12 protein-coding genes are annotated in these 17,003 nt (G+C 56.9%); 7 read left to right on the top strand and 5 right to left on the bottom strand.

The window, feature by feature from the left end; all coding sequences use genetic code 11:
* Positions 1-131: 131 nt before the first annotated feature.
* Together Q0915_RS24055 and Q0915_RS24060 are read left to right on the top strand one after the other, a co-directional pair.
* The gene (locus Q0915_RS24055) at positions 132-1,052 is read left to right on the top strand and encodes a DMT family transporter (RefSeq protein ID WP_299480031.1); all 921 of its coding nucleotides are present in this window, start codon (positions 132-134) and stop codon (positions 1,050-1,052) included.
* A gap of 65 nt (positions 1,053-1,117) precedes the next feature.
* Complete coding sequence (locus Q0915_RS24060; protein ID WP_299480034.1) at positions 1,118-3,892, top strand: cation:proton antiporter; 2,775 nt, start codon at positions 1,118-1,120, stop codon at positions 3,890-3,892.
* Between the two features lie 30 nt (positions 3,893-3,922).
* Here Q0915_RS24060 and Q0915_RS24065 read toward each other — a convergent pair whose 3' ends face one another.
* The 5 genes from Q0915_RS24065 to Q0915_RS24085 form a co-directional block, all read right to left on the bottom strand.
* On the bottom strand, positions 3,923-4,717 hold the full coding sequence (locus tag Q0915_RS24065; protein ID WP_299480037.1) for a mechanosensitive ion channel domain-containing protein: 795 nt from the start codon (positions 4,715-4,717) through the stop codon (positions 3,923-3,925).
* A 137-nt stretch (positions 4,718-4,854) separates the two neighbouring features.
* The gene (locus tag Q0915_RS24070; RefSeq protein ID WP_299480040.1) at positions 4,855-6,372 is read right to left on the bottom strand and encodes an ankyrin repeat domain-containing protein; all 1,518 of its coding nucleotides are present in this window, start codon (positions 6,370-6,372) and stop codon (positions 4,855-4,857) included.
* Positions 6,373-6,559: 187 nt separating this feature from the next.
* Positions 6,560-7,423, bottom strand: coding sequence for an NAD(P)-dependent oxidoreductase (locus Q0915_RS24075; RefSeq protein ID WP_299480043.1), 864 nt, complete (start codon positions 7,421-7,423; stop codon positions 6,560-6,562).
* Positions 7,424-7,570: 147 nt separating this feature from the next.
* On the bottom strand, positions 7,571-8,314 hold the full coding sequence (locus tag Q0915_RS24080; RefSeq protein WP_299480046.1) for a crotonase/enoyl-CoA hydratase family protein: 744 nt from the start codon (positions 8,312-8,314) through the stop codon (positions 7,571-7,573).
* Between the two features lie 14 nt (positions 8,315-8,328).
* The gene (locus Q0915_RS24085) at positions 8,329-10,110 is read right to left on the bottom strand and encodes an acyl-CoA dehydrogenase (RefSeq protein WP_299480049.1); all 1,782 of its coding nucleotides are present in this window, start codon (positions 10,108-10,110) and stop codon (positions 8,329-8,331) included.
* 218 nt (positions 10,111-10,328) lie between these two features.
* Here Q0915_RS24085 and Q0915_RS24090 point away from each other — a divergent pair, with 218 nt between their 5' ends.
* From Q0915_RS24090 to dxs, 5 genes are all read left to right on the top strand, one after another.
* Positions 10,329-11,321: an L-threonylcarbamoyladenylate synthase gene (locus Q0915_RS24090; RefSeq protein ID WP_299480050.1), complete on the top strand. Its 993-nt coding sequence runs from the start codon at positions 10,329-10,331 to the stop codon at positions 11,319-11,321.
* 560 nt (positions 11,322-11,881) lie between these two features.
* Positions 11,882-12,811 (top strand): histone deacetylase family protein, encoded by a 930-nt coding sequence (locus tag Q0915_RS24095; RefSeq protein WP_299480053.1) that lies wholly within the window; start codon positions 11,882-11,884, stop codon positions 12,809-12,811.
* A gap of 122 nt (positions 12,812-12,933) precedes the next feature.
* A complete protein-coding gene (locus tag Q0915_RS24100) occupies positions 12,934-13,182 on the top strand; it encodes an exodeoxyribonuclease VII small subunit (RefSeq protein WP_299480056.1) in 249 nt (82 codons plus the stop codon).
* Between the two features lie 515 nt (positions 13,183-13,697).
* Positions 13,698-14,699 (top strand): helix-turn-helix transcriptional regulator, encoded by a 1,002-nt coding sequence (locus Q0915_RS24105; RefSeq protein WP_299480059.1) that lies wholly within the window; start codon positions 13,698-13,700, stop codon positions 14,697-14,699.
* Positions 14,700-15,036: 337 nt separating this feature from the next.
* Positions 15,037-16,998, top strand: coding sequence for a 1-deoxy-D-xylulose-5-phosphate synthase (dxs, locus tag Q0915_RS24110; RefSeq protein ID WP_299480062.1), 1,962 nt, complete (start codon positions 15,037-15,039; stop codon positions 16,996-16,998).
* Positions 16,999-17,003 lie beyond the last annotated feature (5 nt).

Here is a 17,003-nt window from a genome sequence, read left to right on the forward strand (position 1 = left end):
TTTTCCAATTTGGAAATAATCAACCGCATTATCTCCACCCTCGTGCAAAGGAGCCAAAGATTTGGCTTTCCGTCGTTCCCGCAATCCGTTACCGGTTGCAGTCCGCACCGCTTTTCCGAACAAGGATATTCATGTTTGCGATTGCTAGACGATTTGGCGATGTGACTTACGGCAATGCGTTTGTCATGTTGACGCTGACCGCCCTCTTCTGGGGCGGCAACACCGTCGCCGGTCGTCTTGCCGTTGGCGAAGTCTCCCCGATGATGGTGGTGTTTTTGCGCTGGCTGATCGTCGCGGCCATTCTCGTCCCCCTTTTCTGGGGGAGGATCCGTTCGGACTGGGCTTTGATGCGCCCTTACCTGCCGCGCATGATCCTGATGGCCGCATTCGGCTTTGTGGGCTTCAATTCGCTCTTTTATATCGCTGCGACCCAGACCACGGCGGTCAACCTCGGCATCATTCAGGGATCGATGCCGATCATCGTCCTGATAGGATCCGTGATCGCCTTCGGCACGAAAGTCCGTTTGCTGCAGGTGCTGGGCATTTTACTCACGCTTGTCGGTGTGACCCTGATTGCAGCGCAGGGCAGTCTCGACGTCCTGCTGTCGCTCGCCGTTAACCCGGGTGACGGCTACATGTTGTTGTCCTGCGTGCTTTATTCAGGGTATGCACTCGCTCTCAGAAATCGCCCGAAAGTCTCCGGCCTGACGTTTTTTGCGGCGCTTTCGGGGATCTCCGTCATTGCATCCGTACCCGGGCTCCTGTTCGAAATCTCAACGGGCAGTGCTCAATTGCCGTCTTTGGACGGATGGCTTGTCGTTCTATATATCGCGGTCTTTCCTTCGTGCCTGTCACAGATTTTTTTCATGCGGGGCGTCGAACTCATAGGCCCGCCCCGCGCCGGCATTTTCATCAATCTCGTTCCGATTTTCGCGGCCGTGCTGGCGGTGACCATCCTGGACGAGCCTTTCAAATGGCACCATGGCATTGCTCTGATAATGGTGCTCGGCGGCATCTGGCTGTCCGAACGCAAAGCGGTCCGCGAGAGCTGAAAGCGCGTTAGGCATAAATCTCCCGCGAATTTGATATCGCCGCATTCACAAGGCACAGTGCGTTTATGGAAACACCATTAATTACAGGCGCCTTTGCGCTTTTATTGATTACAATCTCATTGCTGCAACCGCTTGCCCGGCGGCTTGGTCTTGCGCCGAGTGTGTTGCTCGCTGTCGTTGGGACCCTGATCGGAATTTCCGCGACCTATCTGTTTTATACAAACCACACCAACAGGTTCGACGATTTTGCGCAGGTCTTCGCGGATCCGCCTCTGAATTCAGAGATGATCCTTTACATGTTCCTGCCTTTGTTGTTGTTCCAGACAACGCTGACACTCGACATCCGCCGTATTCTCGAAGACCTGGTGCCCATCCTGGTGATGGCAGTTCTGGCGGTTTTTGTTGCAACGGCCTTTATCGGTTTTGCGCTCTACCCGCTTGCGGGCATGTCGCTGGTCGTGTGTCTGCTGCTCGGCTCGATCGTCGCCACGACCGACCCGGTTGCCGTTGTCGCGATATTCCGGGACATCGGCGCGCCCGCCAGACTCGGGCGGATCGTCGAAGGTGAAAGCCTTTTGAACGACGCTGCCGCCATCGTCATCTTCGTGATCCTGATGGGTGTCCTGACGCAGCATGAATCACTGACAATCAGCGAAGCCGTCATTGCCTTCGGACGGTCTTTCATCGGCGGCCTGATCGTCGGCGCCATTCTGGCCCGCGTCGCCGTCAGCCTGTTGTCCCTGATGCGTGATCTGCCTCTTGCACAGGTGACGTTGAGCCTTGCCCTGCCATACGGCACTTATGTGCTCAGCGATCAGTTCGCCGACGTTTCGGCCGTCGTTGCGGTTGTCTGCGCAGGCACAATCTTCAATCTCTACGGACTTTCGCGCATCCAGCCTGCCAACTGGCAGTTTCTCCATTCTGTATGGGAGCAGCTCTCGTTCTGGGCGGCCTCGCTTATCTTCTTGTTGTCGGCGATCCTCATCCCGAAGCTCGTCGCGGGCTTTGCCCCCATCGACATTCTGCTGCTGCTCGTTGTGATCGTCGCGGCACTGGCCGCGCGCGCCGTCGTGATCTTTGGCCTTTTACCGATGATGAGCCTTTTCGGCGCCGGTCAGTCGGTCAGCAACAAATACAAGACCGTCATCCTGTGGGGCGGCATGCGTGGTGCTGTCACGCTGATCCTGGCGTTGAGCGTTTCGGAACACGCGGTCCTGTCCGAAGAAGTGTCCGGTTTCGTGACCAAACTGGCGACTGGTTTCGTCCTGTTCACACTGCTCGTCTACGGCACCAGTTTGAAACCGCTGATCCGCCTGTTGGGCCTCGACCGCTTGAATGCGAGGGATGAAGCACTCCGGACCCAGTTTTTGTCGCTAGCACTTTTGGACGTTCGATCAGAACTCAAAACGGCCGCGAAAATCTATCACATAGATGAAAACGTAACCGAAGAAGTGCTCAAGGGGTATGAGGATCGCGCCGCCGCCGCGGCCTCGGAAACCAACAAGCTTGAAGAGCTCAAGGACTGGGACAGGGTCCGCATAGGACTGATCGCGCTTGCAGACCGTGAACAGCAGCTCGTTCTTGAGCACTTTCACGAAAAGACCATCTCCGGGCGCGCGGTTTCACGTTTTCTGACCCTGACAGGCCGCATTGGCGACCTGACACGCAGCGATGGCCGCAGCGGTTACAACAAGGCAACGCGTCAACCTTTGAAATTCGGATTCGGCTTCAGATTTGCCCAAGCGTTGCAAAGGCGTCTCAGAATTGCGCGTCCTCTCGCCAACAGGCTCGCTGACCGGTTCGAGTTTCTCCTGATTTACCGAATCCTCGCCGACGAGCTGATAGACTTCAACAATGGCCGGATCAGACCGCTCCTGGGAGACAGGGTGTCCGACATTCTCCATGACATGCTCTGCCTCAGACAGGATGAAACCATACAGGCGATCGATGCGCTGCGCCTGCAATATCCCGATTATGCCGATGTGCTGGAAAGCCAGTTCCTGCTGAAAGCAGGCGTGCGGCTGGAAGAAACCGCCTATGACGAAGCCAAGGCGCAAATGCTGATAGGAACCGAACTTCACCGGGATCTTCTGAGCGATGTCGAACGCGCCAGGAGAACGAGCCACACGCGGCCCAAATTGGATCTCGGTCTGAAAACCGGGGATCTTGTCGGCGCGCATCCTCTTTTCAAGGACCTGCCGAGAAAGCAGCAGAAAGCCATCCGGCGGATGATGCGACCCCAATTCGCAACGCCCCGGGAAAGGCTGATCCGCCGAGGCGATCGCGGCGATGCCGCCTATTTCATCGCCTCAGGTGCGGTGGAGGTTCAGGCTCCCACACACAGCGTCCGTCTTGGACGGGGCGATGTCTTCGGCGAAATCGCGCTCATGACCGGCGGACGCCGCAGCGCGGACGTTGTTGCGCTTGGGTATTGCCAGCTGCTGAGCCTTGGCGCTCATGATTTCAAGTCTTTGATGGAAGAGCACCCGGACCTGCGCGAACATGTGGTCGAGCTTGCGACCAAGCGTCAGCTCATGAACACCGACAAGGCCGAACACGAACTGGAAGACCCGGTCGTTCCACAATTCTCCGATAGCCCTTCACAGGACAACCAGGTTTCCCAAGAGATCCAGCAGCGGGAGGCGGATGGATCGACTGCATCATCCCAAAGCAATCCGCCAGACACGACGGAGACCGCGACAACGACACTCAAGATCGAGGTCAAGGAAGAGATCACGGTCACCGAAACGATCGAAATTCCCGAGGACACGCCTCCCGCCGAGAGCGATACCGAAACCAGCGCAGAAAAGACGGAAAAGAAAGAGACCGCGTCGGGCTGACGCGGTCTTCGAATACGGGGCAAACGCCGGTCAGCCCGCCTTTTGAATTTCAACGGCATGCGGATAGGGAATGGAGACGCCGCCAGCGTCAAACGCTTCCTTGACTGCCTTCAACATGTGGAACTTCAGCTCCCAGTAATCGCTTGCCGCGCACCAAAGGCGCACGCCAAGGTCAACCGAGCTGTCACCGAGATTGGTTACCCGCACCCAGGCTTCCGGGTCCTTGTGAACGCGCTCATCGGCATTGGCAACATCCAGGATGATCTGGATAGCCTTGTCGGCATCATCCCCGTAGTCAATGCCGAAAGTAAGGTCGAGACGCCGCGTATCATGTGCGGAATAATTGGTGACGACCGTCCCCCAGGCCTGTCCGTTGGGCATGATGATCTGGACGTTATCGGGGGTGACAAGTTCAGTCACGAAGATATTGAGATCCTTCACGGTGCCCGACGTTCCGCCGATATCCACGAACTGGCCAATCTTGTACGGCCGGAAAATGATCAGCATGACCCCTGCGGCGACATCGCTCAATGTTCCCTGTAGTGCAAGGCCGATCGCGAGCGTACCGGCACCAAGAACGGCAACAAGGCTCGTGGCCTCGATCCCAAATAGTTGCAGAACCGCAATGAGCGTGACCAGAAGGACCAGCCACCTCACGATCGAGGCCGCAAACCCACCGATCGTATCGTCGATCTGCGGTTGGCTGACGATCCTCTTTCGGGCCAGACCTGCCAGAAAACCGGCGAGTATCCAGCCAACGACGAGTACGACGACGGCTTTCGCCGCGTTGATAAGCAGCGGCACATAGGCTGCTACCTGATTCATTGAGTCTTCCATGTGACCCCTCCGATGAAACCCATCCCAACGAAATCGACTTAAATACAGATTTGGTGCCTCGTCAAAACAAGCGGGCCTGCGACCAGGGATAGGGATCGGGCGGACCAACAGGCCCGCCCTCCCGGTCACCGGATGCCGTCTCCCCAGTCCTCGAGAAACTGCGCCATTTCTTCGTTGCCGCAGTTTGTGATGAACTTCGGATAGAGAATGCTGCCGGCCTCAAGCAACAATCGCGCGCAGGTGAAATAGTCGGCCTCCGGACGTCTTGGCGCAAATTCGGATCCATGCAGAACCGTGTCGAGCGCGTCTCCTCCATAGTCGTTCTTTCGAGTCAGATCGGGCCCGAGCGAGAGAAAGTAAGCCATCTCCTCTGCCAGGCCGTTCCAACCGGCAACGTGGAGGGGCGGCAATCCCATGCTGTCCGGCACATCCGGATCCAGACCCGCGATAACAAGCCGTCTCATGTGATCAAGCTTGCCCGGGATGAACGCGAGCCGCGTGAGCAGGCCCTTGTCTTCTTCGCTCAGCTGTTCCGTCTTGAGCCGACCGGGAGAACTCTTTCCCGATGCACAGGCGGCAAGAACGTTTTCGTTGTGGTCAAGCGGCCTGCCGTAGCCCTGCCCGGCGAGAAAATCGGCGACTGCGGAGTTGCCGAATATCAGCGCCATGGCATGCGCGGTGTGGCCGTCCCAGACCGCTTCGGGATCCGCTCCGTGTTTGAGGAGTAACCTGACAACACTTACTGACCCGCCCCGCCGGGCGGCTTGATGAAGCGAGGGTATCGTGTTCATCGGCTGACCGCTCGGATGATCCGGCACAGTCAGGTTGGGGTCGGCCCCTGCTTCCAGCAAAAGCCGAACCATCTCTTCGTTGTCGAAGTCCAGCGCCCGCGGCAGAGCATTGGTCCCGTCCGGCAATGCTCCGTGCCTCAAAAGTATTTCAAGTGCGTTCGTGTGGCCGAGCTCGGTGCTGTGGTAAAGGCTCTCATCGTCGTTAGGATTGGCGCCCCGTTCCAGCAACCACTTGCCCAATTCGAAATTGTCCGCGTGGCACATTGCTCCGTAGAGCGCCGAGATCTTGTGGTCCGCACCCGGCTGCGGCGGATAGCCATCATCCACGTTCGCACCGCCGGCAACCAGCAGCTCGGCGATTGCCAGCATTTCGTCAGCCTTCTCGGGACTGCGATGAATTTCCTTGGAATAAGCCAGATGAAGGATCGGAGTGCGAACGCCGACAACACGTGTCGCCGCCTCCGGATTATCTTCGACAGCCGAGCGAACAGATGCCAGATCGTACAATGCGATTTGGAGGCCCAGATTGGCATCCTTCAAACCGGGGTCGTCCTGCAGCAGCCTTTCGATAATCCAGTTTTGCCCGAAATAGAGCGCCATTTTCAGCCGCTCCGCTTTCTCTTCGCGGCTCATGGCCGCACTTTCCAAAGCGAATTTCAGTTTCGGCCAGCTGTCCTGCCCTGCTTCACGGGCAACGACATGGAGGAAGTCAGCGTGTCTGAGTTCCTTGCCCTCGCTGACATGAGATACGAGCCGGGCGCGGGCCTCGGGATCTCCCTTGGCATACGCCTTACGCAAGCGGCGTGCGGCCTTCTTGTGGGATTCAAGTTCGTGGGATACGCCGTCTGACATGGCTTTTCTCCTGTTAGAGCTGCCCGGGTGATCCGCTGAGTTCGGGCGCAGGTGAAAAACCAGCTATGTACGTCGGGTGTCAGGGCGCTTTCGCTTTCCGCGGATCCGGCTGCCGCCCTCGTCGGCTCAAGAACGCTGCACGAACAGACCGAAAATTGCAAGCCTGTTCGCGTTAGCAGGACCTTTGTCAGCTTTTGGCGGGGCCCAGGTCGGCGGGAGCTTCGATGTCATCGGGAACGAAGAAATCCGGCGCAAGTGACAGGCTGGGATCGACCCGGTACTTGTCAAAATCAGTCACGCCCCGGCTCGCCAGGAAGGTGTCGTCGATGACAAATTGCCCCGTGAAGTCTTTTGACGGAGACAAGAAGATCTCATGAGCGGCATCTGCCAAGATGTCCGGCGTCCGGCTCTGCTGCATCATCTTGTCACCGCCTATGATGTTCTTGATTGCGGCCGTTGCAATCGTCGTCCGGGGCCAGAGCGCGTTCACCCCAATCCCCTTCGAACGCAGCTCGCCCGCAAGGCCGAGCACCACAAGGCTCATTCCGTATTTCGCGATTGAATAAGGCGTGAAGGGCGCAAACCACTTTTCCTGCATGTCGAGAGGTGGCGAGAGCATCAGAATATGCGGATTGTCCGCGTTCATAAGATGCTCGATTGCGTGCTTGGAGCAGGCAAGCGTGCCGCGCGTGTTGATCTGGTGCATCAGATCGAACCGCTTCATGTCGGTCTGTTGCACAGGTGTCAGTTGAATGGCGCTGGCATTGTTGACGAGAATATCCAGTCCACCGAAATGACCCGCAGTCTTGTCTATCGCCGTTTTCACCGCCGCGTCGTCGCGAACATCCAGCACGACCGGCAGCGCCTTTCCGCCCGCCGCCTCGATTTCCTCTGCCGCGGTAAAAATCGTGCCTTCGAGCTTTGGATGTGGTTCAGCGGTTTTTGCGGCAACGGCAATGTTTGCCCCGTCTTTCGCTGCTCTTAACGCGATCGCTTTTCCGATGCCGCGCGACGCGCCTGTGATGAAAAGCGTTTTGCCCTTCAAAGACATGGTGTTTTCTCCCGAGTTTCGCCGTCACGGCGTTTGGTTTGTGTGATGCCCCTGAAGGAATTCCGTTTCATAGTTGTTGTTCCAGCAACCAGACTGTTCAGGAGCGGTTCGCCCTAAACACGCTGCTGCCTGTCCCTACACGCGCGCTCAGACCTTCTTCTTCGACATGAAGGCCTGAAATGCTGCGATTGTCTCCGGTGCCGTCAGGCGGCTGGCGAAAATTTTGATTTCTTCTTCCACGCGCTCCGACAAGGCATCCGTATTGCCTCGCAAGAGCTTTCGCGAAAGCGCCATTGCTTCGGGAGGCTTGGAGGCAATTTCCAGCGCGCAGGCGAGCGCTTCAGCGTCGACGTCCCCCTCGACAATCGTGTTGACCAGTCCTGCTCGCTCGGCCTGTTCGGCGTTAAACGGCTTGCCGAGGCAAAGGAGCTCGAACGCGCGCGCATGACCCATAAGTTGCGGACCAAGAAGGCTCGATCCTGCCTCGGGCACCAGTCCCAGATCGACGAAGGGAGAGCGGATGAAGGCACGCGGGCTGGCGAACACCATGTCGCAATGCATCAGCAGCGTCGTTCCGACACCGATCGCAAGGCCGTCGACCGCGGCGACCAGAGGTTTTTCGTTACGCACCAGCGCGCGCAGGAAACGGACCACAGGTGTCTCCGACATGGCCGATCTGCCAGCATATTGCAGGAAGTCTCCAATGTCGTTGCCTGCCGTGAAGACCTCGGGCTGACCGCAAATCAGGTGGCAACGCAGGTCTTCGTTGCTGTTTCCAGCCTCCAACGCTTCCGCGAGATCAGTATACATGGCCCCCGTGAGGGCATTCTTTTTCTCCGGCCGGTCCAGACGCAGGGTTTGAACGCCGTTTTCGAGGCTTTTGCGGATCATGCCAGATCTCCGGTTTAGGACGCGAGCGCTTCAGCGTCGAATGCCTGAATGGCTGCAGCAGACAGGACGATGTCGGATTTCAGCCCGGAGGTTTCGCCCAGGATCGTCTCGCAAAAACTCCGGGCCAGAAGCGTGCGCTCGGCAAGTCTCGGTGCCGGTTCGGAAACAGACCGCAGTGCGCCTTTTGCGAGCAATGTTCCACCGAGTGCAAGGCCGGCAAGCCTGAGGTAGGGCGTTGCCCCCGATAGCGCGTCATCGATCCGGTTTTCTGAAAGGGAGCCGAGCATGTAACCGGTCGCTTCTTCCAGGTCCGCGATGCTCTTTTTCAGACACTCGGCCGTTGCACCGAATTCGGGGCGGTTGGAAGCTGCCACTTCGTCGGCAATGTCACTGAGTTCGGAAATGAATTGCTTCACATGCTCACCACCCGAAAGGGGCAGCTTGCGTGTCACCAGGTCGATCGACTGAATGCCGTTTGTCCCCTCATAGATCGGGGCGATGCGGGCGTCGCGCAGGTGCTGGGCGGCTCCGGTTTCTTCGATGTAACCCATGCCGCCATGGATCTGGACACCGAGGGATGCGACCTCGACACCGAAATCCGTCGAAAGCGCTTTTGCAATCGGCGTAAGCAAACCTGCGCGCTCGTTCCAGAACGTTCTACTCTCGTCGTCCTCAGCAATCTTGACCATGTCGATCGCATGCGCACAGGCGTAGCAGATCACCCGGGCAACCTGTGTTTTGGACTTCATCGACAAGAGCATCCGCTTGATATCGGGATGGCGTGCAATGGGGCTCATGCCGCTGCCCGTGTCACCCGTCGCCTTTCCCTGCTTGCGCTCGACAGCGTAGGTCAATGCATGCTGATAGGCCCGCTCGGCGACGCCCAGACCCTGGATACCAACAGCAAGACGGGCGTTGTTCATCATCGTGAACATGCACGCAAGACCCCGGTTTTCTTCCCCGACGAGCCAGCCTATTGCCCCGTCTTCATCTCCATAGACCATCGTGCAGGTCGGAGACCCGTGAATACCCAGCTTGTGTTCCACGCCGGCCACGCGAACATCGTTGCGTTCCCCCAGCGATCCATCCTCGTTGACCAGAAACTTGGGCACCAGAAACATCGAGATGCCCCTGGTTCCTGCCGGGGCATCCGGCAGACGGGCAAGCACCATATGTACGATGTTGTCCGTGAGGTCATGATCCCCATAGGTGATGAAGATCTTCTGGCCGTAAATGCGATACGTCCCGTCGTCAGCGCGCTCCGCGCGCGCCCTGAGTGCGTTGAGGTCGGATCCCGCCTGAGGCTCGGTCAGGTTCATCGTCCCCATCCACTCGCCGGACACCAGCTTTTCCAGATAGGTGCTCTTCAGTTCTTCAGATGCATGCCTTTCCATAGCCTCAACAGCGCCGATCGTGAGCGTGGGACCGATCGCGAAGGCCATCGAACCGGAGTTCCACATTTCCATCGCCGCCGCAGACAACATTTGCGGCAGTCCCTGCCCACCCGCTTCAAGGTCCGCCGACAAGCCGTTCCAGCCTCCTTCAATCCAGGCCCGGTAAGTGTCGCGCCAACCGGGTGGTGTGGTGACTTCCCCATTTTCCAGGGGAGTGCCGTGCTTGTCGGCAACGGCGTTCAAGGGCGCAATCTCTTCGGCGGCAAAGCGGCCGGCTTCATTCACGATCGCATCGACAAGATCATCGCCGAGTTCTGCATGGGGCTCTGTCTTTTGCAGATCGTTCAAGCCGCAGACATGTTTCAGGGTGAAAGCAATCTCATCAACTGGCGCGCGATACATCCAGGTCCTCCCAAGAACCATTCGGCCCGATTAAGCCGGCGAAATTTCGTTTTCTCTGTTCGATGCTTGACGGCATCATTGCTTGGCCGCAAAAGGCCCATGAAACAGCCGCTCGACCGGACAATAGACAAGTTGACGTTAACGTCAATCCGTATCGCTACGGCAGGTCGGCCAGTTTTCGTTCATTGTGTCGCGACAACTTGACAGGTTTTTTGGAAATGCAGCGCTGGAATGTCGATCTGAATACCACCGACTGGCAAACTGCTCCAGAAGCGTCCGAGGTTAGCGCAGCGCTTTTGAACGGTGAGCTTGTTGCGATTCCCACAGAGACCGTTTACGGCCTTGCCGCCGACGCAACCAACGGTCTTGCCTGTGCCAAGATTTTTGAAGCCAAGGGCCGTCCGCAATTCAATCCCCTGATTTCGCATGTGCCTGCACTTTCAGATGCCCGTGAGCACGGGGACTTTGGCCCGATGTCACTCGCGCTCGCAGAGGCTTTCTGGCCAGGTCCGCTTACGTTGGTGGTGCCCAAGAAAGAAACATCTTCCATATCCGATCTTGCGACAGCCGGATTGCAGACTGTGGCATTGCGTGTGCCGGAAGGCCCTGTCATGCGATTTCTTTCGACGAAAACAGGGAAGCCGCTTGCAGCACCCAGTGCAAATCGATCCGGGAAGATCAGCCCGACTCGTGCGCAAGATGTTGTCGCGGATCTTGAGTCTTCCCTCAGCTTCATCGTCGACGGAGGTCCCTGCGAGGTCGGTATCGAATCCACGATCGTCGGACTGACCGATGCGGTTCCGCGTTTGCTTCGCCCTGGTGGAATTGGGCGAGAAAGCATAGAATCCGTTCTTGGAACAACGCTCCAAGCTGCACCCTCCGAGATGCGGCAGGACGCACCATCAGCACCTGGAATGCTGGAGTCGCATTATGCTCCGGATGCGAAGGTGATTTTGAACGCGCAAGAGGCCAGCCCTTCGGATGCCCTGCTCTCGTTTGGTCCGGATCGGCTGCCGGGCGCAGAGAGCGCAAATGCGGAATTCAACCTCAGCAAGAACGCCGATCTCAAGGAAGCCGCGTCAAGATTGTTCGCTGGCATGCGGGAACTCGACAAAAGCGGCGCAAATGTCATCCGGGTTCAGTTTATCCCCAGCTTTGGACTGGGCGAGGCAATCAATGATCGATTGAGGCGCGCAGCCGCTCCACGATAACCGTCGACCTCTGCAATTTGTGCTGGCATACGAAACACGAACGCGGACGCCGATGTGATGCTTTTTTTGGCAGCACGAAAAAAAGGCAAACATTTCAGCGCGTCGCGCTTAAATCTTGTCCCGGCAGATGAAGGCTGCACCTTCAAAGATAACACGCCTTCGGCTTAAGAATCCAATATAACAGATAAACAAAATTCAAGTTTACAACTGATATACACGCAAGCAGATGAGTCCGAATACGTTCGTCAAAAGAGACCATTTTCAAACTTATCAACATCATGGGCCTGCCGGATTACGGTAAAAAGCTCGCATTCCCTTACGAGAATCACTTAGTCTTGTTCACAGAATTGAGATGCAGCGGACCTCCCCTCGGGCATTGCGGTGCTCGCACCTTAAAACAGGCCGGCAAATGTGCCGGCCTTCTTTTTGGGAAGGCGAAACCGGCACGGCTCAAGCCTAAGCCAGTTGGTCTAAGACCTATCATCAATTGACAGTACTCTTCGGGGCGGCTCTGATGGCTACCATCAGACCAACAATCAGTTCTTTCCGGAAACGCCCCTTTGTCCACGCTTGTTCTGCACCATTCTTGCTATGTCGATCATCTGACACCACTCGGACATCCCGAGCGGCCGGACCGGATTCGTGCGATTGACCGGATCCTGGAACACGAAAAATTCCAATCGTTGGAACGCGACCTCGCACCCGTCGGTGCACTGGAGGACATCGCGCGGGCTCATCCTATGGCCTATATCGATCAGCTTCACCGACTGGCACCCGATGAAGGCGTGGCGCGCGTAGACGCCGACACAACCATGTCGCCCGGAACTTGGGAAGCGGCTCTCAGAGGAGCTGGTGGCGCCTGCCGCGCTGTTGACGAAGTTCTGACAAAGAAGGTCAGCAACGCGTTTTCCGCGTCCCGCCCGCCCGGCCATCATGCGGAAAAAGAACGGGCAATGGGATTTTGCTTCTTCAACAATGTCGCAATTGCCGCTCGCTATGCGCAGGAAAAACACGGCATCGGCAGAGTCGCGATCATTGATTTTGACGTTCATCACGGCAACGGAACGCAGGACATCTTCTGGGACGACGCAAGTGTCATGTACTGCTCCACGCATCAGATGCCGCTTTATCCGGGATCCGGTGCCGCGACAGAGACCGGCGAGGCGAACACCATCGTCAACGTTCCGCTGGCACCCGGCGAGGATGGCCTAGCGTTCAAGGAAGCCATGGAGGTCGCCATTCTGCCGCGGCTCGACGATTTCGCTCCGGAGCTGGTCATCATTTCGGCTGGGTTTGACGCCCATGCGCGCGACCCGCTTGGAGGCCTCAACCTTCTGGAAGCTGATTTTGCCTGGGCAACGCGGGTCCTGATGGATGTCGCCGACGAGCACAGCAACGGCGCGGTCGTTTCCGTACTCGAAGGCGGCTATGACCTCGAGGGTCTTGCCCGGTCCACTGCGGCCCATGTCATGACCTTGATGACCGGCTGACCACCCTGAAGCGCAAAACGACGGGGATCATCACTTCAATCACGGCATTCGCATCTTGACCTGCGCGCCGAAGCCCGCGAGTTTCCATCAGGACCCTTGGAGCCAGAGAAGGACCCCTATCGATGAGCGACGCTGCAGGAGATATTTCCAAGCTTTCTTTCGAAGACGCGCTCAAGCAGTTGGACACGATTGTGCGGGAACTTGAACAGGGCAACGTTCCACTGGAGCGCAGCATCGAAATGTACGAGCGCGGCGACGCTCTTCGTAAGCATTGCGATACCCTGCTGAAATCTGCCGAAGCGAAGGTCGAGAAAATCCAGCTCGGCCAAAACGGCGAAGCAACGGATACCACGGCACTCGACCCTCAATAGGCATCGTCCCGATACAGAAGGTGGCATGGTTTCTGGCAAACCGGCCGGGCTGCGCCTTGAACGGGGTCCACGCATATCGACAACTGCGTTTTTCCTCACTGATGGTCTGTGAGTTGTGTTCAGCGCGGGATCAATGATGGTTCCGGGCGCTGATTTCACGACAATTCCAGACGACTTCAGATCGCTCTCTGAATCGCCCCAAGCCAGGCCCTTGCTATAAAAACGCACTTCAGTTGCTATTTCCCAAACTAATTGGTAGTAATATTGACAAGTTTAAGAGGTCTTTATGTAATATTTAGTAGTTGCTTTTGATTATGCCTGCACTTGATAAAACAGACGAAGTCGATCTACTTTTACGTGTACTGGAATGCTCCACTCAATCCGATGGCTGGACCACTATTCTCGCGCTTGTCGACTTAAAACTAAGCTGCACTTCATTCATTTGTGAAATTGAAAAAAATGGCCAACCGACCCAAAAGTTCGGTGGGATCCGATCGTTCGAACATCTGAACGAAATGCTTCGAACCTCCAAGCCGGATAGTGGCCAGGATGCGCTTCAGTTCCTCACGACAAGCGCCGCACTTTGCTACCCCTACTGCAAGACAACGCTGAACAAAGGCGAGTTCAACGGCAACAAGCCGACTGCGGAAAGAAACCAGGCGCCAGACGGACTACAAAACGGCGTGCCGGCAAAGCCTGAAGTTCCAGGCCTGATTTGCCCGCTGAAACGGACCGACTATTCTACAATCCTGTTCGGTTGCCTTTTCGACGGATATACGACGGATACGATCGACATCGAGCTTGCCGTGGAAACCTTCCGCACCCTTACCAAAGTGCTTGCACCTGGGCTCGACGCTTTTTTTCAGATCGAGCACGAGCGCGCCGAGAACCAGATACAGCGCATTTTGCTTTCCTCCGCATCCTTTCCCTCAATCCTGATGACCGGGGACAGGACTGTGCTGGGACACACGTCAACCGGTCTGAACAGCCTCCTGTCCACCGGAGGAGCGGTTCTGCGCGGCGCAAAGATCGACTTTAAGAACAAACAACTTGAAACCTGCCTTCAGGATGTTCTCGAGGCAGCCTCCGTCCCGGACTTGTCTATGAAGGTCAACAACGGCATGGAGAACGGGATTGCGCTTGAGCAAAAGAACAACTCCGTTTGCATTGAAGACCCGGACGGAAACCTGAGGCGGATTATTTTCGGAAGTGTCCGGCCACCAGCGACCAACAGCATTACCCATCCAGTACCTTGGGTGGTGGTTCGAATATCCGAAACTTCCGAACTTCCCGAGGATATAGAAGTCGTCCTGCAGGAGCGTTTCGACCTTTCCCAGTCTGAAGCCCATCTGGCGCGGCACCTGACGATGACCGGCTCAATGAGCGACACGGTTGAAAAACTCGGGATCACCCGAAACACGGCAAAGACGCATCTCCGGCGTATCTTTGAAAAAACCGGTGTTCACACGCAACTGCAGCTTGCGGGGCTGGTTCACAGGCTGTCGGGTCTGTTTTAGCTGAATGTCTCTTTGAGGGGCTCGCAGACCGCTGATTTGAAAGCAGGTGAGAGGTTGCGATGCCGCAACAAAAAGGGGTCGCAAAACGCGACCCCAAGTTGATCACTGTGCACGTGGCCCCATCGACCACCCCATTCCCATAGGCCAGATCGACAATGGATGCATCACCCAAAAGGGTGACTGGATTTCAAAAACGCTCACCAACACTAAAAATGCGCGTGATCTGCACCACAGCTCCAAAGCTTGGCTGTAGTGTTTATGAAAGTTGTCTGTTGGTATCGCGCAACAATTTGGCGCATTCCTACAGCGGCATTTGCGCCCTATAACCGGTTGGTGTATGCCTGCCCGCCAGATTTACTTTCGTGGAGCCATCAGCAGAGTGTCTTCAAAGCCAAATACCCCTCTCCTCGATAAGGTCAACTCGCCAGAGGACCTTCGCGCACTCGAAGAAGCCGATCTGCAACAGATTGCCGAGGAGCTGCGGTCGGAAACCATTGACGCTGTCTCCATCACGGGCGGCCATCTCGGAGCGGGTCTGGGCGTGGTCGAACTCACAGTCGCGCTGCACTACGTGTTCAATACGCCCGATGACAAAATCATCTGGGATGTCGGTCACCAGTGTTATCCGCACAAGATTTTGACCGAACGGCGTGATCGCATCCGGACACTTCGCCAGGGCAAAGGCCTCTCCGGTTTCACGAAACGCGCCGAAAGTGCCTATGATCCGTTTGGCGCAGCCCATTCCTCAACTTCGATCTCTGCCGGCCTCGGAATGGCCGCAGCAAGAGATTTGAAGGGCGGCGACAACAATGTCATTGCAGTTATCGGCGACGGCGCGATGTCTGCGGGCATGGCTTACGAGGCCATGAACAATGCAGGGCACCTCGGCTCACGCCTCATTGTGATCCTCAATGACAATGACATGTCCATCGCTCCGCCTGTCGGCGCAATGTCCGCATACCTTGCCAAACTTGTCTCCGGCCCGACCTATCAAACATTTCGGGATGCGGCGAAGAACATCGCCAAGAACCTTCCCAAACCGGTTTTTGAAAAGGCGGCCCGTGCCGAAGAATACGCCCGTGGTTTTTGGACCGGCGGTACGATGTTCGAGGAACTCGGGTTCTATTATGTCGGCCCGGTCGATGGCCATAACCTTGAGCACCTGCTTCCGGTGCTGAAAAACGTACGCGACACCCATCACGGTCCGGTGCTGATCCACGCGGTGACGCAAAAAGGAAAAGGCTATGCGCCTGCTGAAGGCGCCAAGGACAAATACCACGGCGTCGCCAAATTCGATGTCATCACGGGCAAACAGTCCAAGCCGAAGGCGAATGCGCCGAGCTACACGAATGTTTTCGCAACCTCTCTCATCAAGGAAGCAGAGGCCGACGACAAGGTCGTTGCCATTACGGCTGCGATGCCGGACGGCACGGGGCTCAACCTTTTCGGCGAAGCCTTCCCGGAGCGGACCTACGACGTCGGCATTGCCGAGCAGCATGCCGTAACATTTGCCGCCGGTCTAGCGACGGAAGGCTACAAACCGTTCGCAGCCATCTATTCGACATTCCTGCAACGGGCATATGACCAGGTCATCCACGACGTGGCGATTCAGGGGCTCCCGGTTCGCTTTCCGATCGATCGCGCCGGCCTTGTTGGAGCCGATGGGCCGACCCATGCAGGCGCATTCGACACCGCCTTTCTGTCCTGCCTTCCCGGTTTTGTGGTGATGGCTGCGGCAGACGAAGTTGAACTGCGCCACATGGTTGCGACGGCAGCGGCCTATGATGAAGGCCCGATCTCCTTCCGCTACCCACGGGGCGAAGGCGTCGGCCTGGACATGCCGGAACGCGGAAGCGTGCTTGAAATCGGCAAGGGTGTGATCAGGCGCGAAGGCACGAAAGTTGCGCTTCTCAGTTTCGGTGGACGTATGGGCGAATGCCTGAAAGCCGCCGACGAACTCGACGCGGCAGGCCTTTCAACAACGGTAGCTGACGCCCGGTTTGCAAAGCCGCTCGACATGGACATGATCAAGCGTCTTGCGCGCGAGCACGAAGTCCTGGTCACGATCGAGGAAGGATCTGCGGGCGGTTTCGGCAGTCATGTCCTGACGCGGCTCGCGGAAGAAGGCCTTCTGGAAAATGGTCTTAAGATACGAACGCTGACGCTTCCTGATATTTTCATCGATCATGACAAACCGGACGCCATGTATGACAAGGCGGGGTTAAATTGCGATGGCATTCTAAAGGCTGTGTTCACCGCGCTCGGAACAGAAATGCTCACGGCTCCGCAACGGGCATAAATGGT

The sequence above is a fragment of the uncultured Roseibium sp. genome, from assembly GCF_947494555.1.
In the GTDB taxonomy this organism is placed as follows: Bacteria; Pseudomonadota; Alphaproteobacteria; order Rhizobiales; family Stappiaceae; genus Roseibium.